Genomic DNA, 22,668 nt, shown 5'->3' with positions numbered 1-22,668 from the left:
ATTTCAGGCCCAACATTTCGGCAGCGCCTTCCTTTAATACAGCACCCGGACTCTTTTACGTCTTGTTTCCAAGATTTTCCAATGCACGATGGGGGCGTTGAAAATCTCATCCCTGGGAATGTTGATTAAAACGCAATCGCCTTTGGCCGAAAAAACCGGACTTTCAAAATTCTCTTTGGTATGAAAATGTTCGCCGAAAAAATCCCCCGCCTTGAGCTCGCCTTTGACGCCTCCGGCGCCGTTGGTCACGGTTACCCCCCCTTGTTCTATCAGGCAGAGGCCCGCGTCCGAGCATAAATCGATTTGAGCCCCGTCCAGGAAATACGTGGTTTTAACCTGTTTGGAAAGACGGTCGAGAAAGGAAAACGACGTGTTTTCCCCGAACAGCCAGGTGCGGCGGAGAAACTGGATTTTCTTCAAGCGCTCGGCGAAATCCTCCATGATTCCGTTATTCTTCAAAAAAGTCCTGAAGAGCCGCCTGTGGATATGCAGCGAAGACCCATGAGAGGCAGCCCGGTAGGTTCCCGAGGTTCTGGCGTCTTTTTCGAAAACCTGCTTCAGTCCAATAAAAGAGCCGAACCCCAGTTGGTTGCTTATGCCAAGCTCGGAGTCCACAAACAAAACCGCGCCCGCCAATAGCATGCGGACAAAATCGGCGTCCTCGCCTTTTTTGGTGAGAATGGCGCCTGCGTTGTGCTCCACAATGGGCGCGTTCATCAACATGCGGATTTCGTCCTCAGACGACTCGGGAAACATCTCCCTTAAATAATCGAAAATCTTTTGTTGCAAATGCCCCTGTTCCCCGGAAATCAAGACGTCCACCGCCCCGAATGAAGCCTCGGACCCGATTTCCATTTCCTCCGGGGTCAGGTCCCGTTCCAGATGGGCGAGTATCAGGCGTTCCGAGTCGTCATCCATGAAATCAGAAGCCACGCCGTGGATCATGCCGCCGCCTATGTCGAGTTTTTTAATTGCTGCGGGGATCAAATAACTCTTCTTGACGGCTTCCGCAAAATCCGGCGGAACGTCTTCCGGCCCCTCGCCGGTCATTTTATCCAGGACCTCGAAGGAGGTCAGGTCGGCCCAATGGGCGTAGGTGCGGTGTCCGTTCCAGTCCAGCGCCCGGAATAAAAACAGGTTGTTCTCCACCGGATGAGGGGAGTACACAGGCTTTACCTCCAAGCCGCCGATTTTATTCCATGCATCAAATTCCAGATCGTGGATGTCAAAGAACTGTTCGAATTTTTCCTCGGGCAAAGAGGTCAGGGCGGCAAACTTCTTGGCCACGGCCGCGCGCACCAGGGGCGTGGCGAAATATTTCAACCGCCGGTCCGTGTGCACAAGGTCAGGCAGGCCGGCAAAGTGGTCGTCGTGGGAATGGGTGTGAAAAATGCCCTCCACCTCACTGATGTCAATGCCCAGGGCGGTGAGGCCGTTCATGACGCTGGGCGGGGCGTCCACCAGATAGATGCGGCCCTGAAACATAAGCACGCTGCTCATGCTGGGCTTTTTGGTGTTCCAGCCGTCGCCTTCGCCCGTGTGCAGCACGGAAAAATAATGGCGCTGAAGGCGATGGCGCCCCAGGGGGTAGGGCGAGGGATAGTGGACGTCTTTGGGCAGATTCAGGTCAATATCGGCGAATCGTTCGCGGTAATGGAAACGAAACTGGTTAAACCCGATTCGCCGCACAAAAACGCCGTTGCGTATTTCCTGAAGAGTATCGTCGATCTCCAGGGTGTCCAAAAACTCATATGGCTTCTTGATCTTGCCGAATGCAAATTTCAGCTTCACGCGCATCATGGATTCCGCCAGGCCCTCATCTATCCCTGCGGCCATGATTTCCTCTTTGCTCAAAAGCCCGTAATTGCCATGGTGGATATACTCCATTTGGGCGCGAACCTGTTCCGCGGAGCCGATGAGCATGGGCTTGACGCCCGTGTTGTTAGGGTGGCCGGGGATCATCATGCCCTGGCGGTACAGCATTTGCAAAACCGGAAACTCGGACAAATTGGCGAACTGGCCGTTTTGGACCAGCAAGTCGGAAAGCAATATCACGTTAGGTCCGGTCTCGAAATTCACGCCGTCCTTAAAGGCCGGGGCATTCAGCCCTTTCAGCATCAGCAGTTTGACCACCTCGCCCGGGCAGCCGCAAAGAATGCGCAAGTCCGCCTCGGGAACCTGCACCCACAACACCCCGGGCGCCACCTGGATGGTCAACAGGTTGCCCATGGCGTCTCGGAGCTTTTTCTGGGATTTCACCAGCTCGGCCGTGCGCTCCTTGACCTGCTGCTCCAAAAGCTGCTTTTGGTTGGACATGGCCAGATGGGTGCGAATCCGGGCGGACAGCACGGCCGGCCTGAAAGGCTTGCGGATAAAATCCACCGCGCCCAGTTCAAAGCCTTTGGCCGTGTTTTCTTCGTCGTCCTTGGTGGTGAGAAAAATGACCGGGATGTTTTTGAGGGACTTGTCGCTTTTCAGCCGCCGGCAGACTTCAAAGCCGTCCATTTCGGGCATCATCACGTCCAGCAAAATCAAATCAGGAGATGGATCGGCCTTGGCCCGCATCAGGGCCTCGGCGCCGTTCAAAGCGATACTAACGTCATAATCATCGGACAAAAATTTCGCCAGAACGCTGATATGGATCTTCTCGTCATCAACGATAAGGATTTTCGCCTTGTCCTCGTCCATGGTCTCTCCCTAATGATTATCCATCATGCCCGGATTCCGGCGCCGGCCAGGGGCCATATTTTCTTTGAACGCGTGCAGGCATTATATCCTAAAGACGCCTATGCTGTCTTTCAGGATTCGCCTTTAATCACCACCAGGGTGATGTCGTCTTCAATAGCCGCGTCTTGACGGAAGGCGGCCAAGTCGTCCAAGATCCCCTGAATGATTCCCTCCGGCCCCAAATGAGCGCGCCGCCGGATGGACTCCTTAAAACGCTCCTTGCCGAACTGCTCTCCCCGGGGATTGCGGGCCTCCCAGATTCCGTCCGTGGCCAGGAGGATAATCTTACCCGGCCCCCAAGCCGTGGAATGATTCTCCTCATACCCCCACTGGCAGCGTACGCCCACGGCCAGCCCCTTGCCGCCCAACTCTTCAAAAGCGTCCGAGGCCGGATCGTACAACAGGGCGGGATCGTGCCCGGCCCTCACCCAGGTGAGCCTGTTATTTCCCGCGTTCAGCTCCAGGTAAAACAAGGTCATGAAAGCGCCGGATTGCTGGGTGTCGCGGCATAACAGCCTGTTCACATCCTCCACGATGGCGGCCGGACCGCCGCCAAGAGAGGCCCGGCACCGGATCAAGGCCCGCGCGGTCGTCATGAACAGGGCCGAGGGGATGCCGTGGTCGGAGACGTCGCCCAGGGCGACGGCCATGCACTGCTCCCCCATGGAGTCGAAATGGATGAAGTCGTAATAATCCCCGCCCGTCTCGTCGCAATACACGCTCGTCCCGGCGATGTCCAGACCTTGGAATTTAACGGAATCCTGGGGCAATAGGTTCTGCTGCACCTCCATGGCCAGATTGATGGAGGTTTTCAAACGCGCCCGCTCCTCCAATTGCACGACCATGGTGTTGAAGTCACGAACCAGGGTTCCCATTTCATCCCTGTATTTGGTCGCAAGATGGGGTGAGTAATCCCCCCGGGAAACCTTTTTCGCGGCGTCCGAAACCTCCTTGATGGATCCCACGGTTTTCATGATGACCATGCGGATTAATAGCAGGATGATGAAAAACTCCAAAACCGCGCCGGCGATGTAGTAATTGCGGAAGCTCAGGATGGGCGCCAGAACCTCATCCCCGGGAGCGATCAAGACCAAAGTCCAGGGCGCTTCATCAAGCCTGTAATACCCGCTGAATTCCAGGGGGTTTTCACTGTGTATGAGCGTGCCGAACGGCTTGGCCTTCATGGCCTCCAGGGTTTTCAACTCCAGGGGATCTCCGCTCTCGCCAAGGGATTTCCGGATCGTCGGCAGGTTGCAGGCCAGAATATCGCCCTGATTGTCCGCAAGAATGGCCTCGCGGGTTTTCCAAAAGCCCTCCGTCTGCACGGCCTGAATCAGATGGCTCCATTCCATAACCACTTCCAGCCTGCCCACCGGGTTGTCGGCTTCATCCAAAAACTCGCTGGATAAAGAAACGGTTTTGGCCGACTCATCCGTATCAAAAACCGGCGCAGCCACCTGGACCTTGCCCCGCCGGCGAATCGCCATTTCACTGAGGCGATCCATGCGGCGGCTTGAACCCGAGGCGCGGCCCATCCTCCCCCGCATGTCCGGGGCCTCCGGCTCCGCAAACTCCTCGTCGTTGACGGTCACTTCCGCCCGAACCACGCCTTCCAGGCTTCTTAGCTGCTCCAGAATGATCTCATGGGCCAGCCTGGCCCCGGATTTTCCCGAGGCGTCTGCAAACAGATTGATCAGGGTTTTCGGTTCTTTCAGGCGCATATCCACCTGATGGGCCGCGCGCTGAAGTTGCAGCGTAGCCGCTTCGGCCCAGAGGTTTTGCAAATGATCGCTGGCCAGGTCATAGCCGGTCCATCCCATAACAAGCAGCAGCAGGGCCACGGGAACCAGCAAATAGGCCGTAATCCGGGAGTTTATTTTCTTGAATTTGTACATAACCAGACTTTCCGGTCGATTCCGAAAAAATGAATGAACACGCCTTTTTATTGGAATTATGGGCTGTAAGAGCTTGGGGTGTCAACGGGAAAGAGCATTGCTGCAACTGGAAGGGTAAGGCAGGGAGGCGCAGCGGCCCCCCTGCAATTTAGCAAGCCTGATCTAGTTATATGCCGGCGCCGTCCCAGCCGGAAGAAGGCGCGGAGGGCTAAGGCTCGTCCAACTCCCTGAAAAGCTGTTCCATCCAGGGGGCCATGACCGGCTTGTCTTCGCCGTGGAAAGACCGCAGATGGGGCTTGATGTCCACCAACAGGCTTCCGTCCACCGCATCCATTCCCTTGACCTTGAGCACGTTGCCGCTCCGTTCCACCAAGGGAGCCACGGTAACCAATACAGGGTTGGGCCTGGCCGGGCTTCTGGTGGCGAAAATGCCTTTCAAAGGCATGTCCTTGCGGCCCATGGGGTGGATTTTCTTCAGGTTCCTGCGCTCCGGATCAATCAGATGAGGCCAGTACAACACCATCACATGGGAAAAATCCTCAATGCCGTCCAAAAGCTCCTCCCACTCCGGAAAGACGACCAATTCGCTGACGGCGTCCTGGAGGCCCTTGTGAAACTCCCGAATCGCCTCCATTTTACCGGCCAGTTCAATATCCGCGTCGTTCGCATTCAAAATCGGCTCGGCAACGGAGTTCCGCACCTTGCCTATGGGTTTTAAGGTCAGGTTCATTTCAGAAGACATATGGGCTTTCTCCTTTCCAGCAATAAAATGGCTGAAGACAATCAAGGGCGACAAACGGGCCAGAACCCGGCGCCCCCAAAAGAAAAGGGCCGCAAAAGCCGTCTCCCTTTGTTCGGGAGCCGGACCTTCGTGGCCCTTTTCTGTTTTAGAGTGGGTAAATACCCCGCGGCTTGCCGAGCTTACACCTTGAGACAGGCCGCGGTTCGCTGCGGGGAGGTTCATTTTATTTCAATTGCTTAACGCGTCCGTTTCTTTGAAAAACGGCGTCTTATCGTCTTGCGGCCCTTTGCAAAGCGCAACAGCGGTTTCAACCGCCCTTATGTTGGGCTTTACTCCCCAATGTTACCGGGCGTCAAGGGAGTATTTTTTAGCCGCTTAGTTCACCTGCCTTAATTTTTCCTCCCAAAAGGGCGCGCGCAGGGCTTTTTTGTCGATCTTGCCGATGATGGTCTTGGGCAGTTCCTTCACAAAAATCACCTTTTTAGGAACCGCATACTTGGACACCTTGCCCTTGCAGAATTGGATCAGCTCCTCTTCTACGGCGCCTTCCTCGGCGACCACGCAGGCCGTGACCATCTCGCCCCAGTGGTCGTCCGGTATGCCTATCACGGACACCTCCTTGACCTGGGGATGATTGATGAGGCAGGCTTCCACGTCCGCAGGAAATACGTTCATGCCGCCGGTGATGACAAGGTCCTTTTTCCGGTCCACAATGTAGACGTAGCCTTCGTCGTCCACCTTGCCCATGTCGCCGGTGTAAAGCCAGCCGTCCTTGAGGGTTTCCTGGGTGGTTTCCTCCAGGTTCAGATATCCGCTCATGACGTAAGGCGCCTTGACCACAATCTCCCCCACCTGGCCTATGGGCAGTTCATTGCCGTCATCGTCAATGATCTTCAGCGACACCATATGGTCCGGCTTGCCGCAGCTCTGAAGGATGGAAGGCTTCTCCAAGGCCCGCACATGATCCTCCACGGTCAGGGTGGTGATCATGTTGGGGCATTCCACCAGGCCGTATTTCTGGTAGAAAATCCGGCCGAAACGCTCCATGGCTTCCTCCAGGCGGGAGGCGGCGATGGGCGCGGCGCCGTATCCGATGATGCGCAGCGAACTGGTGTCCACCTCCATGCCTTTGAGGATGTCCAGGAACACGTAGATAATGGTGGGCACCATCATGGTCATGGTGACCTTTTCCTTCTCGATCACTTCAAGGACCTTGAAGGGGTCGAAAACCATTTCAAAGCAAAAACTGGTCCCCTTGACGCAACCGGCGAAAAGCAGCCAGCCCGTGGCGTGGGACATGGGCGTCATGAGCAGGATTTTGTCCTTATGGGTCAGGGGCAGCCCCACCACATGGGCGATGACGTCAAAAAACAGGCCCCGCTGACTGTGCAACACCCCCTTGGGCTTGCCCGTGGTGCCGCCCGTGTAGACGATCAGGGCGTCGTCCGCTTCGGACGCTGTGGGGGTTAACGGCTCCTCAGAATTTTGAGCCAGAAAATCCTCCCATCCCGTCAGGCCGTCCCGGCTGGCGCCGCCAACCACCACAATTTGCTTTAACAAAGGCAGATTTTTTTGCATGGCCAGGACCTTTTCCGCCATGCTCTCGTGGACAAAGGCCATCTTCACGGAAGCATCCTGCAATATGTGGGCGATGTCTCCTTCCGCCACCATCATATTGGACGGAACCAAAGCGGCTCCGGATTTGTAAATCCCGAAATCCGCCAGCGCGTATTCCAGGCCGTTGGGTAAAATCACGGAAATACGGTCGTTGGCGCCCAGCCCCAAGGCTTTTATCCCATTGGCTATCCTATTGGATTTCTTATCAAAATCCTTGTACAAAACCGCCCGGTCCTCCAGGTTGGTGAACAGCAGGTCCCAGTTCTTTTTTGCGGAATTGATAGCCAGCGCCTGAACCGTAGTGGTTTGAAAATCATTCATACAGCCCCTCCCTCTGATGCACATTAAATGATGAATAAGAATGATTGGATTTGCGGCAAGACCCCGAAGCGTACGACAAAACATACCCCGGTATGATTCCAAGGTACGTTACTGAGACGATTTTGTCAATCTTTCTTGACGATTAACAGCAATTTTTGTACCTTGCCCTCCGAGCCTATACAAACTTGAGGAATCAGGGAATCTGTACCCCCCTGATCCGAAACCTGTTCGCTTCTTAACCTGCAATCAGAGAGGGGATTCATGTCCGGGGGAAAAATTGGTCGCCCAAGGGGCCGGTCCGGCAACACCAAACAAAAGATCTTTGAAACCGCCATACCCATGTTTATGAAAAAAGGGTATGACAATGTTTCCATTGACGATATATGCGGTAAAATGGGTTTGACCAAAGGGGCTTTTTACGCCCATTACAAGTCCAAAGACCAATTGGTGGTGGAAAGGATTCTGGCGGCGGACTCCCATTATCGGGAGGAGATATTCCCGCGCTTGGCAGCCATGAATTCGGTTTCGGACAAGCTGAAATTATTCTGCCGTCTGGTTTTTGAACACATGGAACTGCTGGGAAAAAACGTGATAAGGACGGCCTATTTGATTCAGATCGGCCATAACGCCAAGCTGTCCGGCCAAATGACGGAAAAAAGGGAGTTGTACCGCATTGTGGAGGAGTTGATACAGGAGGGCCAGGCCCGCCGGGAATTTCGGGATAACTCGTCCTCCACAATTCTGACCCAGGTGGTTATGCATAACATCCGCGGCCTCATATACAACTGGTGCCTGCCGTCCAGCCAGTTCAGCCTATTGGAGGCCGGCGAGGAAATGACGGAGGTCTTGTGCTCCGGCCTGAAAATATCCTGATTTTTTTGAACCGTCAGGCATGAGCGGTAAAAACGCCTTTTTCAGGCAAGGAGCCCGGCATGACCACCTTTGTTTTCGGCAATTCTTCGGATCTTATGAAGGATTTTTTTCTTGTCGTTCTGTCGGGCTTTTTTGTGGGCGCCGCCATTTACGCGGCTCTGGCCTATCCCGGTCTCCGCAAGCGGGAACTAAAAAACACCGAATCCTACAAAGGACTTGGCCTTTTTTTGTGGGGCGTCATTTTACTTGTCTTCATAATCGGCTCTTATTGGTCCTGCTCCCACAGGTTCACCGGCCTCCAGGCCTGGGAATCGGAAATCGTCCTGGAGTACCCCTGGCCTTCCCGCAAAGTCCACGTCCCCTGCAACAATTTGAATTACATGGAATTGCTGTCCCATCCCAAACAAGCGACCCGCCAGATACTGGTGTACACCCAGGATCGGGTCCAACATAAAAGCAGGAAGCTCCACAGAAGCAAGTTCGAACCCTTGTACGCACAAGTGGAAAATGCGGTGTGTAAAACCCCCTTGTAATTCAATGGAGCGGCCATGGTTAAATATGACGTTAATGACAGTTATTTTGATCATAAGCATGGGGTGTTGATAAACAAACTCGGGATCAAAGACCCTGAAGAACTTCAGTCCAGAGAAAAGGACTGCCTTGTCAAGGCATACAAAAAGGCCGCCGAAAAATTCTCAGAAAACCATGTTTTTTCAGAGAAAGATGTTTGCGATATTCATAAGCTCTTCTTGGGAGACTTGTATGATTGGGCGGGAAAGTACAGGACTGTTGACTTGTCTTCCGAAAATATTAGGTTCTGCCACGCCGCCTATATTAAAAATCATATGAAGGACTTCTCCATTGCACTGGAAGCATTGACTCCATTGACTCCGTTTTCTGAGGATTTAAATAAGGAGCAGATATTGGCCAGGCTGGGAAAAATTCATGGAGAACTGATCATTATTCATCCGTTCAGAGACGGCAATGGCCGCTTTACCAGGTTGCTTTGCGACTTGCTGTTAATGCAGGCGAATTATCTTCCGATGGCTGTATCAGAGTTTTACAATACGGACTTTGCAAAAAAGTATCATGAAGCAATTCATGAAGTTTGGAGGGCGGTAGATTATTCCAAGCTCATCAGCCTGTTTGATCCTTTGGTTTCAAGGTAGATTTAAAATGCCGTTTATCTTCTAACTTGGCAATTTCGCTTTCGCACTCCTCAGCGGCTCGCTTCATCCCTTCCAAAGAAACGCTTCCTAATACCGCTTTAAGAATCATGAGTTCCCGTTCAATCGGGTCCATATTTTCATAAAATTTCATGGGTCTTTCCAGTTTGATTTCGACGATTGAAAAAATCGTATACCTAATAATATACAATAAAAACGGCTGTATGAAAAGTGAAAATCAACCTTTTTTCAAGCTAATTGCCTTAGTAAGAACCTTGCAGGCTAGCAAGCATGGCGGGCGGAGGGTTTGCACGTCAATAATCCGGGACCCGGGAACTCCCTCCGTGGGCTGCCATTCCTTTTTTTGGGCCTTGTAAACGGCCAGGGTTCCGTCCGAGACGGATTGGCCGTCCTTATATCTTGCCCAAATGCGCTCTTTGGCGATTTCGTCCGGCAGGCTGCAAACAACCAGAAAAAAATCAACGCCGCATTCCTTCGCTAAGTCATAAGCGGCTTTTCTCCCCTGGGATAAGGTGAACGTGGCGTCCAGGATCACGCTTTTTCCCTTCCCGAGATTCTCCCGGGCCTGATCCAGCATGCTTTGGTAGACTTTTTGAGACGCCGCCTGCCCGTAAACCTCCTTGACGGCGGGCTCCGGAATTTTTTCCGTGGGCTCAAATCCAAACATGGTCTTGCGGATTACGTCGCTCGCAAAAACTACAGCGCCCGTCAAGTTCGCCATCTCCTGAGCTACGCCGCTTTTTCCGGAGCCGGTTATCCCAGCCATGCAAATCAGGGTGGGGCGGGCAAAGGGCGCGGCGTATTGGGCGGCCAGCATGGCGTATTGGTTCGCCATGTCGCCCAAAGGCTCCCCATTGGCGCGGAGGCACATGATTTTAGCCCGGACCAGCGCCCGGTAGCATTTATAAAAACTCAGGAGCTTTTTCAGGTTCGGGTCTTGCGCGTGCTCGATGTAGGAGGCGGTGAACGCCCGGGCCAAAGCCGTTGCGCCCCGGCACTCCAGATCCATGGCCAAAAAGGCGATCTCCGAAGCCACGTCCATGCACCGGAATTTTTCATTGAATTCAATGCAGTCAAAGACTACAACCTTGCCTTGATTCAGGCAGATATTCTGCAGATGAAGGTCGCCGTGACAGTCTCGAATCCGGTTTTCTCGAATGCGCTCCAGAAGCAGGGCTTCGTTATTTTGCACAAACGATTTGGAAAAGGCCTCCGCCAGGTCCATGGGCTCAGGCGGGATCACTCTGGGGATGTGCTCCCGCACCTGGGCCAGGTCTTCCGCCCACATATTAAGGATCGCCTCAGGAAAAGCATAGGCGTTCACGCTGGGGCGGGCGTCGGCCCGTGCATGGAAATTCGCCATGATTCCCCCCAGCTCCTCCATGGCTTTATTATCCAGCTTGCCTTGCTGCAATAAAACGTCAAACATGCCGCACTGGTCCAGGCGCTTCATTTTTACGGCGTATTCCACGGGCCTGCCTGATGGAAATAGCGTGAGGGCGCCCTGTTCGTCCATAAAGATGGGGATGACCGCCAAATAGATTTCAGGCGCAAGCCTTCTGTTAAGGACCAGTTCATCCTCACAGGCTTTTTTTCTTTTTTCCAGGGTGGAAAAATCGAGAAATCCCAGGTCCAAAGGCTTTTTGATCTTAAAGGCAAAATCTCCGGCCAAAAAAACCAGGCTGATATGGGTGCGATGCACCTCCACCTTGTCCGCCGGAAAAGGATAAAAGGCGGGATTTGTCATGGCCTCCTCGAACTGCGGCGCGGTAGGCATGGACGCCGCAACCGAGGAGGCCTTTGTATCGGGTTTATGGATCACGCTAAAAATCCCCCTGAGCGCCGGGTTCAATGAACCGTGCATAAACCCCAGTATACACCAAATTACTTCTTGTATTGAACATCTATCTTAGCATTTTTCGGCTTCCTGCTCCGCCCCGGGATGCTCTGCCGTCGCCGCAACCGCGCTTTCCGCCTCTTTCACGTCCATGATGGGGGGCCGGGGCGCCGACATGGTCCTGAAAGGCCTTGCATGGTTAAAATGGCGATTCCAAAGATCCTCCAACTCATTGGCTCGAGCGCTTACCTCTCCTAAGGTTCTCCATGGCACTAGCTGCATGGCCGCCTCCTTTCAATGCAAAAACCCGGGAGCAGGCGGGAAGCCGCCCGCTCCCTTTGAATGCATTATCGCCGGCATAACGCCTAGCCGAACTTCATTTTATAGGCTTCCTGAATCAGCTTGGCTGCATGCCGGGCGTCGGGAAAATTGTCCCGGACAATCACCAGGTCGAACTCCTCGTTGGGTGCGTCGCCTCTTCCGAAAACCTTTTTAAAGAAACCGGCCTGTTCAGCGTCCACCCGGTCGATTTCCCTTTTAATCAGCTTTTCGTCTTGCTCCATGATCTTGGCCACGCGTTTGATCCGGTACTCCTTGGAAGCCACTAGGCGCACGGCCAGCACCCTGTCTCTGGGTAAAATCAGGTGAGCGCCTCTCCCTACGAAAATCAGAGGGCCTAAGCCCGCCAACGCCGCGACGGCCTGGGCGAGCTGCCTGCTGAAGTCGCTCAGGATGAAGGAGCCTTCCCCGAGGATCATGCTGAAAAAATTCGTCCCGGTTCCGGGGTAGCGCTCATCGAATATCTTGACGGTGCGTGTGGAAAGGTCCGAAGCAAGGGAGATGTACTCGATAATCTCCCTGTCCATGACCGGAAAGCCTGTGTCGTTGGACACCAGGTCGGCGACTTCCAAAGCGCCCACCCCAATTTTGCGGGAGAAGCAAATATTGGGCGGAAGCACGAGCTCCTTCTGCGCCGAAAGAGCCGCTTCTTTTTCCCAGGCCTCAAAAAAATGGTCCACCAAGCTCTTTATATCCGGCCTATCGGACTTGTAATATCCTGGCTGGTATTTCTTTTCCATATCCATCTCCTTTGCTCTGCAGGGTTAACTGAGTAACCGACCGCCCTGGCCTGCCAGATATATAGGCAACGGCCGTGCCAGGAGGATTTTGAAAAACCATCCGTAAAAATAAAATTTTTTTGTGCTATATTAATATGTTGTAAAAACCAGAGAATCACCTGGAATTGTCCCGACCGTCTCGGGTGTCGCATTCTTTGTCAAGCTGTAAAAGCGGGATGCATTTTCCGGATTTTCGGGATTTGCTTTTCTTTTTAGCCAATTTGGTGTAAGTGATAAAGAAATCCATTCTTAGAAACTTTATGAGGAGATTATGCCGTCAAAAGAAAAAAATACGTGCGTTCGCTCAAAGATTTGGCTGCAAAACAGGGATGGGGATGTGATATTCGGACACGGACGCATTAAGATTTTAAAAGCCATTCAAAAGCATGGATCCATCAACGCCGCAGCCCAAAGCCTGAACATGAGCTATCGCGGCGCATGGAAAAGAATCAAAAACGCAGAAGAGCGCCTGGGCCACCCCTTGCTTGAAAGCAAAATCGGAGGCCATTCCGGCGGCGGCTCCAAGCTGACGCCCTTCGCCCTGGAGCTTATGGAGCGTTTTGAGGCCATGCAGGAAAAAGTGGAATTAATCGCGGATTGCACCTACGAAGAATTATTTTCCGACCTTTTATCCTGACGGCGAAACAGGTTTTGAGCGTTTGTCAAATACACTCCCGAACTGACTAAAACCAGCCCCGCCAGGAGAGAAAGCGTAAGCGCCTCTCCTAAAATAACGAATCCGGAAAGCACGGCGCTCACAGGCACAAAATTGATGAACAAGGCCGCCCGGGTGGGGCCTATCGTTTTAATCCCTTCATAATAGAATACAAAGCCCAGCGCGGTTCCGAAAAAGGCCAGATAAAACAACGAGAACCACTGCCATGGTCCGTACGAGAACAGGCTGCTGAAAACCCCCTCCATCCCCGCGGGAATCGCCAGCATCACCGTGCCTGCTATTACGGAGTAGGTCACGGAAAGCAAAGGCGATAAATCAGCCATCACCACCTTGCCGATCATGGAATAAGCCACCCAACTGAACACCGCGCCGGCGATCAGCATTTCGCCGGGCCCCACGCCTTCATTAAATAAGGACAGGGGATGCCCTTTGGTTATGACCACCACCGCGCCGGAAACGGAAAGCAGTATGCCCACGGATTTCTGAAGGTTTAATTTCTCATTGAAAACCAAGGCTGACAGCAAAGCCAATATAATGGGATTATTGGCGATAATGACAGCAGCCCGGCCCGCCTCAATGTGGTGCAGCCCGCTGAAAAAGAAAAAATTGTAAAAACTGATGCCGGTCAAGCCCAATAGCAGGATGGAAGCCAACTGCCTTCCCTTGGGAAAAAACAGCCTTTCCCCCCTCCTACAGGCGATTACGGTTAAAAAAACCGAGGCCATGGCAAAACGCAAAAAGGCCGCGGACAAAGGCCCAACCTTGCCCGCCAGGGACCGGCCCGCAACAAAGGTGCCGCCCCAGAATAAGGCCATCAATAATAATTTCAAATAGGTGGAGGCCAAGCTGTTTTTCTTCATAAAACCGCCATACTTTCCTTTGTCATTTTAAGTCTCTCTTTACACCTTTAAATCCCTGCAGGATGCACCGCAAGAACAAAACGGTTATCATGGAAAAATGCGCACTTTCATTGACCTATAAGCAAAAATTTCGTAAAAGGCGTTTGTACCCTTGGAGCATAACGGATTTATCGAATAGGTGGATATTCGATACGAATAATAGGGCTTTTTACGGTTTTCAAATTTTATCCTCAGGAGGTAATTACTCATGAAACTACGTTTTTCCCTTTGCATCCTGGCAGTATTATCCCTGCTTGTCTTCAGTTCCCAAGCCATGGCGGAGCCGGCCGGAAAGGTTGCCATTTTTCACGCCGGAAGCCTGTCCGTACCTTTTGCAGAAATTGAAAAAAATTTCGAACAAAAATATCCCAAAGTGGACATTCAAAGGGAATCCGGCGGCAGCACCAAAATGGCCCGCTTGATCTCCGAAGTGGGCAAGCCGGCCGATATTATGGGTTCGGCCGACTATACCGTCATCGACAAAAACCTGCTGGGCAAGTTCACCGACATGAATATCCGTTTCGCCACCAACCAGCTTGTGCTGTGCTATACGGACCAAAGCCGCCTGGCCGGCAAAATCAACGACACAAACTGGCCTGAAATCCTCATGACCGAAGGCGTGGTCTGGGGCCATTCCGATCCCAACCTGGACCCTTGCGGATACCGTTCCTTGATGGTGCTCCAATTGGCCGAGTCCTATTATAAAATTCCGGGCTTCTACAACAAGGCCATTGCCAACCGTCCTGAAAAGAACGTGCGTCCCAAGTCCGTGGAATTAATCAGCCTGCTGAAAACCGGTAACATGGATTACGCATGGGAATATCTTTCCGTAGCCGTGCAGCACGAGTTGAAATACGTGGCTTTGCCCGACGAAATCAACCTTGGCAACTACAAATACGACAGCAACTACAAAAACGCCCAGGTGGAGGTCACCGGCAAAAAGCCCGGAACCACGATCACCCGTACGGGAAAATCCTGCACCTACGGCATTTGCCTTATTAAGGACTCCCAGAATCCCGAGGCCGCAACCGCATTCCTGGAATACCTCATGGACCCCGAAGGCGGCCTGAAGATCCTCCAGGACATGGGTCAGCCTCCTTTTATCCCTTGCCGCGTTCCCACGCAGGAAATGTATGACAAGCTGCCCGGCGGCCTGAAAAAGCTGGTGGAAATCAAGGAATAAATCAACCCGCGCGCCGGTCCTTTAATGGGCCGGCGCATTCTTTTTTGCACGGCCCGGGAGTGTTTCATGCCCGTTAAAAAGGAACCCTTTTTCTGGCTCACCCTGTCTTCCGCCGGGATAATCCTGGCGTTTATCCTGCTGCCTCTTGTCCACGTCATTGCAGCGCCTTCCATGGAATCCCTGTGGGAAACCTTTAACGATAAGGACGTACGCAAAGCCATCTGGCTGAGCATCAGCACATCCGGCCTGGCTGCGATCATCAGCCTGGTTGCGGGCACGCCCACCGCCTATCTGCTCGCCAGAAAGGAGTTTCCCGGCAAGCGCCTGGTGGAGAGCGTGGTGGATCTGCCCATCATGATACCCCATCCCATCATCGGCATCGCCATACTCAGCATAGCAGGGCGCAACCACTGGTTCGGCCGGGCCATTCAGTCCATCGGCGTGGAAATCATGGGAACGACCACGGGCATCGTGACCGTGCTCACCTTCGTGGGCCTGCCTTTTTACATCAATACGGTCAAGGCCGGGCTGGAAAGCATCCCGGAGCGTTTGGAAAAGGTTTCCCGCAGCCTGGGCGCCTCCCAGACCCAGACCTTTTTCCGGGTGGTGTTCCCCCTGGCCTGGAGAAGCATGCTGGCCGGCTTGATCATGTGCTGCGCCCGGGCTATCAGCGAATTCGGGGCCATTGTGATTGTGGCCTACCACCCCATGGTGGCGCCGGTCCTGATTTACGAACGTTTCACGGCGTACGGCTTGAAATATTCCCAGCCTGTGGCCGTGTGGCTGATATTGGTTTCCCTGGCCTTGTTCCTGGGGCTTCGGTTTATAACGCTTCCATCCGCTTCCAAGGCCAAAACGGGGTGACGGCATGATTCGCATTGAACAGCTTTCCATGGATTTGCCGGATTTCTCCCTGAACAATGTGGACATCCATGTGCGGGAAGGGGAGTTTTTCGCCCTTCTGGGCCCCACCGGAGCGGGGAAGACCTTGATCCTGGAGTCCGTGGCCGGCGTGGGGCCTGTTCATTCAGGCCGGATTTTTGTGGACGGAGCGGAGATCACCCGCCTCCCGCCCGAACGCCGCGGGGTGGGCATTGTGTATCAGGACGCAGGGTTGTTTCCACATTTAAATGTAGAAAAAAATATCGCCTACGGCCTTCGCTACCAAAAAAAGACGGAAAAAAAGCGCCTGGATTGGGTTAAATGGCTCATGGAACGGTTTGGCATTGCGCCTCTGGCCGGCAGATCCGTGGAAAACCTGTCCGGCGGAGAAAAGCAGCGCGTGGCCCTGGCCCGGGCTCTATCGGTCAAGCCCAGGGTTTTGCTGCTGGACGAACCCTTGTCCGCCCTGGATCCGGCTTTTCGGGAGGACCTGCGCAACCTGCTTAAAGAGCTGCATTCCCAATTATCCCTCACATGCCTGATGGTTACCCACGATTTTTCCGAAGCCTTGTTTCTCAGTCAGCGGGCTGCTGTTCTGAACAAGGGCGGCGTGGAGCAATGCGGGGGCGTGAAGGACATTTTCAACCGCCCGGCATCGCCCTTTGTCGCTCATTTTGTGGGCATGAAAAACGTGTTTCCCGCCTGCGGCGAAAACGGCCAGGTGCGCGTGGACTGCCTGAACCTGTCCATGCCCTCCAACGGACGCCCGGAGCCCAAATACGCCGCCGTCCGGCCCGAGCACCTGTTGCTGCTGGAGCGAAAACCTGTCCAGGATAATCAGTTCGGGCTCTTTCCCGCGGAAATTCGCGGCATGGTGGATTACGGCATTTTTTGCGAGGTTTTATTGGACTATCAGGACCAGACCCTGGTGGCTGCGGCCGCCAAAAGCGCCTTGATGTCCATGGGCCTGGACGCTGGCGCCAAAGTGTGGGTGGAAATTCCCCAGGATAGGATTCATTTTTTCTGAAAAATCAAGCCTGGATTTATTCCTCCGCCGGCGCTTCCTGGGGCTGGTCTCCGCCGATCTTGTAATTTCCGGAGCTTGTGAACCAAAATATCAACGACAGTATTCCAATGCCGGCGGCCAGCGATCCCAGCACCGTCATTTTATCCGGCCATTCCAGGGAAATCATCCACATTCCCACGGCGCCCACCATGGAGTAAAAAAACACCAGCACGGAGGATGCGCTTCCCACGTCCGTGGTCACTTGCTCCAAAGCCATATTGGTGGCCGCGGGCCTGAATACGCCAAAACTGAAGACAAATAAAAAAATAGGCAAGGCCAAATGCCAGGGTGTGGCGTGGGAGTTCAGAGCAAGAGCCAATCCGCCCAGGGTGACCCCGCTAAGCCCGATGCCGATGATCTTATTGTAGGACATGTGATTGGATAAACGGTTGAGCACCATAGGCCCCAGCATGAACCCGCCGGACGTAAAGGCGAAAAAATAGCCGAATTGCTGCTCGGTCAGGTCAAAAACCTTGATGTACAAATAGGAGGATGAGGCGATAAACCCAAAAAACGGCAGCCCGAACAAAGACATGACCACATTCAGCTTCATAAAAGGGCCGTTTTTGAAAACCACGCCGTACCGGGCGAAAACCTGCAGCGCGGAAACCTTGACCGGATCCTTTAAAGACTCCTCCATGCAATACACGCCAATAAATCCAATCACCCCAAGGCAGGCCTGGGATACGAACAGCCAGGGCCAGTCGCACCATGTAAGCATCCATCCGCCGAAGACCGGCCCCACCATGGGCGCAACGGCCATGATGCCCACCATATGGGCCAGAATCCGCCCCCGCTCCAGGCCGTCGAATTTATCGCGAATAATCGCCAAAGCCAGGGTCTGAGCCGAGGCGGCCCCCGCTCCCTGCCCGATTCGGGCTGCAATGAGCATGTACACCGACGGCGACAGGGCGCAGCCGAGGCTGGCGCCTATATATATGGTTATCCCGGCCAACAGCAGCGGCCGCCTTCCGTACCGGTCAGACAAGGGGCCGTATACGGCGATAAACGTACAAAAGGATGCAAAAAAGGCGATGAGGGTCAGGTTGACCACCACCAAAGGCTGGTTCCACTGCTCCACCAGCATGGGGATGGCCGGCAGATACATGTCCGTGGACAGGGCGGGAAAAGCCGTAAGAAAGGCTAATAGGGGGACGATTCGCTTCACAACATACTCCGATCAAAAAAAATCATCCCGCCGCGCTTGATGCTTCATGATCAGGCGCCCAGGATGTCTGACCGGAATTGAATGCTACTATGCGCTTTTTTGCAAGCTATTTTTCACACATGCGAAAATTACTTCCTCCCAATCAGGCGGGCCCCTGCGGAGGATCCCACTCTAAAACCACTCCCGCGCCTCCTTCCCGATACGCCATGGGATACAGGTTCTTGATCATCAAAATGTGCTGCGTACAGTGGGTGGGGCAAATCAATTCCAGATTCCGCAAAACCTCCATCTGGGTAAAGGCGTGAAGGCCGCCCACTAAAGACTTGACCTCTCCAAAAGACGAAGCCGCCTTCAGGATGACGTCCACGCCCGGGTGGGAGCACCCGGCGATCACCAATAGGCCGTCTGCGGCTTCCACAACCAGGGATTGCTCAAAATCCCCCAACTCTCCGGTGGAACGAATCCCCGGGAATATCTCCCGGGGCCCGCTGACATTAATCTGCTTGGCCGCTTCAAAGAGAGTTGGGCAGGATTTGGGGACGTAAACAGGAACGGCCTTTTGGGCCAAAAAACCCTCCAGGCCGCCTGCATGATCAAAATGATTGTGAGAAATAACCACCGCCTCGATCTCGTCCGGAGAAAAACCCAGGGCTTTCATGTTTGCGGACAAAATCTCCCACTTGTGGCCCGTGTCGAACAACAAGGTATGGCCATGCGCCTGAATTACCGCTGCAAAACCCCAATGAGCTTCCAGATCCTCCCGGGTCGTGGTGTTGTCATAAACAATCGTGACGGTGATTTTTTCCATAATCCTATTTTATAACCTCTACTATATGGCCTTTCGGCAGATGCCCCGTGCCCGCGACCACCGGAAGCCCTGTGGCTTCGTGCACCGCCTTCATCAATTCAGGCAGCTTGCCGCAAAACCCGCCGGGCTCGGACGCCCATCCGTCTTCAGTTTTTGTGGAAAACAAACACGTGGGAAAGTGTATGAACTCTATCCCCTTCTTCTTCATAATCCCAGCGAGCTCAACCACGTTGTCCCCCGGACAACGGCATGTGAAAACGCCCATCAGTTGCGGATCTTCATAATCCTTGTACGCCTGGGCCTTGCCGGACATGGGCTTGATGCAGCCGACCAGCGGACACGTTGTTTCATTCTTTTCGCAACGAATGATGCCTATCTTTTCCATATTAAATCCTTTCATCTAAATATAACAAGCACTTCGTTCAAATGAACGGCTCTGATCCTGGAAAAATTGCAGGCCGAATATATCATTTAAATGAAGCAAAGGCAAATAACCAATTAAAATAAATAGGTTATCATGACATTACCCATGAGGGCCGCATTTTGGCGCCGCCCTATATGACCATTGGTCATTTCAGAAAAGGCCAATACCATAAACAAGGCCGTCTTGGCAATCGCCCTTTAAGCCGCCCCGGTAAATCCCCGCGCGCCCTCGGCCCCGGCCAACTCCCCGGCGGCTGTAAGGGCCGGAAGGCCTGGGAATCCGCGACAAAAAGGCTGTTCCATGAAAACCCAAAAAAAATATTGCCCCGCAATAACATGCAGTTAAATCCCTAACGCACATTTAATCCTTGAAAGGGCGTTCACTTTTTCCTTTAAAAGTGGCATGACCTTTACAATCAAGGAGCGCGGCCCCGCCTGGAGCGGCCCGCCCGTGTTGCAATTTCAGCGGCAAAGGCGCTTTTTTGCGCCCCTGTTGCATAAATTTCCGGTTGCCGTTCGCAGGCGAATAAAAGTGCGGTCGCGCGGCAACCTGACATATACGAAAGGAATATAAAATGACCTTGACGGATGTTATGAGCGTGGAAGAATGGGAAGCCCTTGTTAGGGAGATTCAGGACAAATATGGATTGGACTGCTCCGTGTCAGACCCTGAAGGCGGGCATGTAACCCACGCCGGCAAATGGTGCAACGACCTTTGTCCTGAAATTAAAAAATGCCCCGAGGCCCTGGGAAGCATCTGCGCCACGGCGGCCCAGAGCTTCACGGCCCAGGCAAAGCAAACCCGTCGGTCCGTGGTTAGCGAATGCGACGCCGGCATGGTGAAGATTTCCGTGCCTATTTTCTCCGGAGACGAGTTTTTGGGAACCATCGGCGGTTGCGGCGCCTTGTTCGAAGACGGAGAGGTGGAGGATTTTCTGGTCCAAAAAACCACCGGCATGGAAGAAGATAAGATTGAAGAGCTGATTTCCAGCGTAAAGACCATGCCGGAATCCAAAGCAGAGGAATGTGCGGAATTTATAGAATCCCGTTTAAAAGAACTTATCAAATAATCCAATTTCCAAGGAGATGAAAAATGCAGGAACTGAAAAAATTCATCGAGGAATGGGAAGACACGAATGGCATGAAACCCGCCTTTCTCAAGTTCAAGGATCTTTTGGAAAGCCAGGACAGCGCCGAACTGGAATTTAACGCCCGGCCTGGAGTGTCTTACTCGCTCCGCGCCAAACATCCGGCCCAGACCGACCGGCCTTTGTACGTGATGGTTGACGTGGTGGACGACGATCCCGCGGATCGCTGGCTTTCCGTCTGCTTTTACGGGGACATGATCACGGATCCCGACGAAGAGGGCGACCTCATCCCCGAAGGCTTGCTGGGCCAGGACGGCTACTGCTTTGACGCCGACGACCCCGACCCGGCCAAGGCGGATTACATCGCCGCCCGCATTGCCGAGGCCTACGCCAGCGCAAGCAAATAAGCAGCCTGCTGTTTGACGGCATTCAACAAGGGGAGCCCTGGAATCAACCGGCGGCTCCCTTTTTTTTTATTCCAACCAACGCTCACGTTTGCAATCAACCACGGAATGCACGGAGAACATGGAAAGAAGATTTCTGTGGCTTCCGTGCTATCTGTGGTCTGAAAACTATTTCTCGTTCCCATGCTGTCGTGGGAATGCATACCAAAGCAGCATAAATTCAGGTAATTATCCAATGCTATCCCGCTTCACAAAGGCCTGAATGCCCGATTTTTAAACGGGGACGGCTTCGATGAAGCGGACAATCCAGCTTATTCAGACCCCAGCGCCGTAAACCTCCCTTTAAAAATAGCAAGATTCTACAATACGGAATCCATGCCATGGTCCATACTCCTTTCAAAAGCACGGATTATAACGCTTAACCACGAAAGGAGAACCCATGAAAACGCAAGAAATTACCGACTGCTTGACGAACGGCGCCATAACCTACATAGATAAGGAAGAGGCGGCCGGAGACATCCCTTGGAGCCGGCACCCCAAATTCAAGGGCGTGTACTTGAAGCATCTTGTCAAAGGAGCGGACACCCAGGGCCGGTTAAGCTGCCATATAGTGAAACTCGACCCCAGAGCCGTCCTGGAGGAGCATGTTCACGAAGACCAGTGGGAGCTTCATGAAGTCATCGAAGGCGAGGGCGCGTTTTTTCTGCAAAACAAGGAAACGTCCTATCATCCCGGACGTCTGGGAGTAATTCCCGAAGGCGTGGAGCATAAAGTCGCGTCCGGAAAAAGCGGGCTGGTTTTGCTGGCCAAATTTTTCCCGGCGCTGGTTTAGGAAATTGCGCAGCGGAGACCGCCAAGGCGTGAGGACATCCAATCAGGAAAACGTCCGGTTTTACAGCTTTCCGGACATCCCCCATATTCAGGCCGTCCATGGACTCCACGTGACCAACGCGTTTTCGCGTCACGTCCATGACGGCTTTTCCATCGGGATCGTCCTGGAAGGAAAACGCGTGATAGACCAAAAAGGCGCCTCCATGGTCATCGGACCCAAAGACGTCTTTTTGATCAACCCCGGCCAACCCCATGCATGCAAATCCGAGGACGGCATGCACACGTATTTCACCATCTGCGTGGAACCGGAAGCCCTGAAATCCCTTGCCTCGCAGATTTCGGAAAAGGCCCAAAAAACGCCCTATTTTTCATGCCTAGCCGCCAAGGACGAGGAGCTGAACTCCCTGATTCGAGAGTTCATGCTGTTGGTTCAAGAATCCGGTTCTACCATGGAAAAGGAAGCCAGCCTGATTTCCGTCCTTTCCACGGCCGTTCTTCGCTACGGGGACGACCCGCCTGAACTCCGCCGGATCAGCCCGCATGTTGAAGCCGTAAGCCGGGCTCGCGGGTACATCAAAATCCATTACGCCGAAAACCTGACGCTCAAGGAGCTGGCCGGAGTCGCCTGCCTGAGCCCCTTTTATTTTCAGCGCCTGTTCCTGGAAAACGCCGGAATATCTCCTCACGATTTCCTCGTTCAATACCGAATCAAAAAGGCCCGGGAATTACTGGAGCAGGGATCAAGCCTCGCCGACGCGGCTTTGGATGCAGGATTTACCGATCAAAGCCATTTCACCCGCGCATTCAAGCGTGTCACCGGCGTCACCCCCGGCCGCTATGTGCGGAATCTGCAGGATATGTGACACACCCCTTCTCTTTCCGGGTTTGAAAGCCATCCCGCCTCTTGACTCCCGGGCCTGTGC

General features: G+C 53.4%; 23 protein-coding genes. 11 read left to right on the top strand and 12 right to left on the bottom strand.

Translation table 11 applies throughout. The features are described 5' to 3' along the window. Window positions 1–33: 33 nt before the first annotated feature. From BUE18_RS17735 to BUE18_RS17715, 4 genes are all read right to left on the bottom strand, one after another. Window positions 34–2,688 (bottom strand): response regulator, encoded by a 2,655-nt coding sequence (locus BUE18_RS17735; RefSeq protein ID WP_083611117.1) that lies wholly within the window; start codon window positions 2,686–2,688, stop codon window positions 34–36. A 110-nt stretch (window positions 2,689–2,798) separates the two neighbouring features. Continuing rightward, window positions 2,799–4,622, bottom strand: coding sequence for a SpoIIE family protein phosphatase (locus BUE18_RS17725; protein WP_073477517.1), 1,824 nt, complete (start codon window positions 4,620–4,622; stop codon window positions 2,799–2,801). A gap of 208 nt (window positions 4,623–4,830) precedes the next feature. Then, entirely contained in the window at window positions 4,831–5,364 is a 534-nt protein-coding gene (tsaA, locus tag BUE18_RS17720; RefSeq protein ID WP_073477537.1) for a tRNA (N6-threonylcarbamoyladenosine(37)-N6)-methyltransferase TrmO, read from the bottom strand. 375 nt (window positions 5,365–5,739) lie between these two features. Then, window positions 5,740–7,302 (bottom strand): AMP-binding protein, encoded by a 1,563-nt coding sequence (locus BUE18_RS17715; RefSeq protein ID WP_073477516.1) that lies wholly within the window; start codon window positions 7,300–7,302, stop codon window positions 5,740–5,742. 261 nt (window positions 7,303–7,563) lie between these two features. Here BUE18_RS17715 and BUE18_RS17710 point away from each other — a divergent pair, with 261 nt between their 5' ends. From BUE18_RS17710 to BUE18_RS17700, 3 genes are read left to right on the top strand one after another with little or no spacing between them, the layout of a single operon-like run. Further along, on the top strand, window positions 7,564–8,175 hold the full coding sequence (locus BUE18_RS17710) for a TetR/AcrR family transcriptional regulator (protein ID WP_073477515.1): 612 nt from the start codon (window positions 7,564–7,566) through the stop codon (window positions 8,173–8,175). A 59-nt stretch (window positions 8,176–8,234) separates the two neighbouring features. Then, window positions 8,235–8,708 (top strand): hypothetical protein, encoded by a 474-nt coding sequence (locus BUE18_RS17705; protein ID WP_073477514.1) that lies wholly within the window; start codon window positions 8,235–8,237, stop codon window positions 8,706–8,708. Between the two features lie 15 nt (window positions 8,709–8,723). Then, window positions 8,724–9,344, top strand: coding sequence for a Fic/DOC family protein (locus BUE18_RS17700; protein WP_073477513.1), 621 nt, complete (start codon window positions 8,724–8,726; stop codon window positions 9,342–9,344). On the opposite strand, the gene BUE18_RS17695 is transcribed toward BUE18_RS17700, so the two are convergent. The 4 genes from BUE18_RS17695 to BUE18_RS17685 all read right to left on the bottom strand — a co-directional run bounded on the left by BUE18_RS17695 (window position 9,313) and on the right by BUE18_RS17685 (window position 12,278). Then, window positions 9,313–9,495 carry a hypothetical protein gene (locus tag BUE18_RS17695; protein ID WP_073477512.1) on the bottom strand — a complete coding sequence of 61 codons (183 nt, stop codon included), beginning with the start codon at window positions 9,493–9,495 and terminating at the stop codon, window positions 9,313–9,315. The genes BUE18_RS17700 and BUE18_RS17695 overlap by 32 nt on opposite strands. 84 nt (window positions 9,496–9,579) lie before the next feature. Further along, the gene (locus tag BUE18_RS17690) at window positions 9,580–11,184 is read right to left on the bottom strand and encodes a bifunctional aminoglycoside phosphotransferase/ATP-binding protein (RefSeq protein ID WP_170868399.1); all 1,605 of its coding nucleotides are present in this window, start codon (window positions 11,182–11,184) and stop codon (window positions 9,580–9,582) included. Window positions 11,185–11,271: 87 nt separating this feature from the next. Continuing rightward, entirely contained in the window at window positions 11,272–11,481 is a 210-nt protein-coding gene (locus tag BUE18_RS27565; protein ID WP_139264789.1) for a hypothetical protein, read from the bottom strand. 83 nt (window positions 11,482–11,564) lie between these two features. Continuing rightward, a complete protein-coding gene (locus BUE18_RS17685) occupies window positions 11,565–12,278 on the bottom strand; it encodes a cytidylate kinase-like family protein (protein WP_073477510.1) in 714 nt (237 codons plus the stop codon). A gap of 310 nt (window positions 12,279–12,588) precedes the next feature. Here BUE18_RS17685 and BUE18_RS17680 point away from each other — a divergent pair, with 310 nt between their 5' ends. Then, window positions 12,589–12,954 (top strand): winged helix-turn-helix domain-containing protein, encoded by a 366-nt coding sequence (locus tag BUE18_RS17680; protein ID WP_028315069.1) that lies wholly within the window; start codon window positions 12,589–12,591, stop codon window positions 12,952–12,954. On the opposite strand, the gene BUE18_RS17675 is transcribed toward BUE18_RS17680, so the two are convergent. After that, window positions 12,921–13,853: a DMT family transporter gene (locus tag BUE18_RS17675; RefSeq protein ID WP_073477509.1), complete on the bottom strand. Its 933-nt coding sequence runs from the start codon at window positions 13,851–13,853 to the stop codon at window positions 12,921–12,923. The genes BUE18_RS17680 and BUE18_RS17675 overlap by 34 nt on opposite strands. A 247-nt stretch (window positions 13,854–14,100) precedes the next feature. Here BUE18_RS17675 and wtpA point away from each other — a divergent pair, with 247 nt between their 5' ends. The 3 genes from wtpA (at window position 14,101) to BUE18_RS17660 (ending at window position 16,984) form a co-directional block, all read left to right on the top strand. Continuing rightward, window positions 14,101–15,075, top strand: a complete 975-nt coding sequence (gene wtpA, locus BUE18_RS17670; RefSeq protein ID WP_073477508.1) for a tungstate ABC transporter substrate-binding protein WtpA — start codon at window positions 14,101–14,103, stop codon at window positions 15,073–15,075. A 66-nt stretch (window positions 15,076–15,141) separates the two neighbouring features. Next, window positions 15,142–15,939, top strand: coding sequence for an ABC transporter permease (locus BUE18_RS17665; RefSeq protein WP_073477536.1), 798 nt, complete (start codon window positions 15,142–15,144; stop codon window positions 15,937–15,939). A gap of 4 nt (window positions 15,940–15,943) precedes the next feature. Then, a complete protein-coding gene (locus BUE18_RS17660) occupies window positions 15,944–16,984 on the top strand; it encodes an ABC transporter ATP-binding protein (RefSeq protein WP_073477507.1) in 1,041 nt (346 codons plus the stop codon). Window positions 16,985–17,000: 16 nt separating this feature from the next. Here BUE18_RS17660 and BUE18_RS17655 read toward each other — a convergent pair whose 3' ends face one another. The 3 genes from BUE18_RS17655 to BUE18_RS17645 all read right to left on the bottom strand — a co-directional run bounded on the left by BUE18_RS17655 (window position 17,001) and on the right by BUE18_RS17645 (window position 19,384). Then, window positions 17,001–18,191 carry a multidrug effflux MFS transporter gene (locus tag BUE18_RS17655; RefSeq protein ID WP_073477506.1) on the bottom strand — a complete coding sequence of 397 codons (1,191 nt, stop codon included), beginning with the start codon at window positions 18,189–18,191 and terminating at the stop codon, window positions 17,001–17,003. Between the two features lie 142 nt (window positions 18,192–18,333). Next, entirely contained in the window at window positions 18,334–18,999 is a 666-nt protein-coding gene (locus tag BUE18_RS17650) for an MBL fold metallo-hydrolase (protein ID WP_073477505.1), read from the bottom strand. A gap of 4 nt (window positions 19,000–19,003) precedes the next feature. Next, window positions 19,004–19,384, bottom strand: a complete 381-nt coding sequence (locus BUE18_RS17645; RefSeq protein WP_073477504.1) for a CGGC domain-containing protein — start codon at window positions 19,382–19,384, stop codon at window positions 19,004–19,006. Window positions 19,385–19,997: 613 nt separating this feature from the next. On the opposite strand from BUE18_RS17645, the gene BUE18_RS17635 reads away from it, so the two are divergent. From BUE18_RS17635 to BUE18_RS17620, 4 genes are all read left to right on the top strand, one after another. Continuing rightward, window positions 19,998–20,492 carry a PocR ligand-binding domain-containing protein gene (locus BUE18_RS17635; protein ID WP_073477502.1) on the top strand — a complete coding sequence of 165 codons (495 nt, stop codon included), beginning with the start codon at window positions 19,998–20,000 and terminating at the stop codon, window positions 20,490–20,492. A gap of 23 nt (window positions 20,493–20,515) precedes the next feature. Beyond that, window positions 20,516–20,917, top strand: coding sequence for a hypothetical protein (locus BUE18_RS17630; protein WP_073477501.1), 402 nt, complete (start codon window positions 20,516–20,518; stop codon window positions 20,915–20,917). A 436-nt stretch (window positions 20,918–21,353) separates the two neighbouring features. Next, on the top strand, window positions 21,354–21,746 hold the full coding sequence (locus BUE18_RS17625) for a cupin domain-containing protein (RefSeq protein WP_073477500.1): 393 nt from the start codon (window positions 21,354–21,356) through the stop codon (window positions 21,744–21,746). A 28-nt stretch (window positions 21,747–21,774) separates the two neighbouring features. Continuing rightward, window positions 21,775–22,608, top strand: a complete 834-nt coding sequence (locus tag BUE18_RS17620; RefSeq protein WP_139264788.1) for an AraC family transcriptional regulator — start codon at window positions 21,775–21,777, stop codon at window positions 22,606–22,608. Window positions 22,609–22,668 lie beyond the last annotated feature (60 nt).

The organism is Desulfatibacillum alkenivorans DSM 16219, from assembly GCF_900142135.1.
In the GTDB taxonomy this organism is placed as follows: domain Bacteria; phylum Desulfobacterota; class Desulfobacteria; order Desulfobacterales; family Desulfatibacillaceae; genus Desulfatibacillum; species Desulfatibacillum alkenivorans.
The sequence above is the reverse complement of the archived record's forward strand: the minus strand, read 5'-3'. Positions and strand labels throughout refer to the sequence as shown.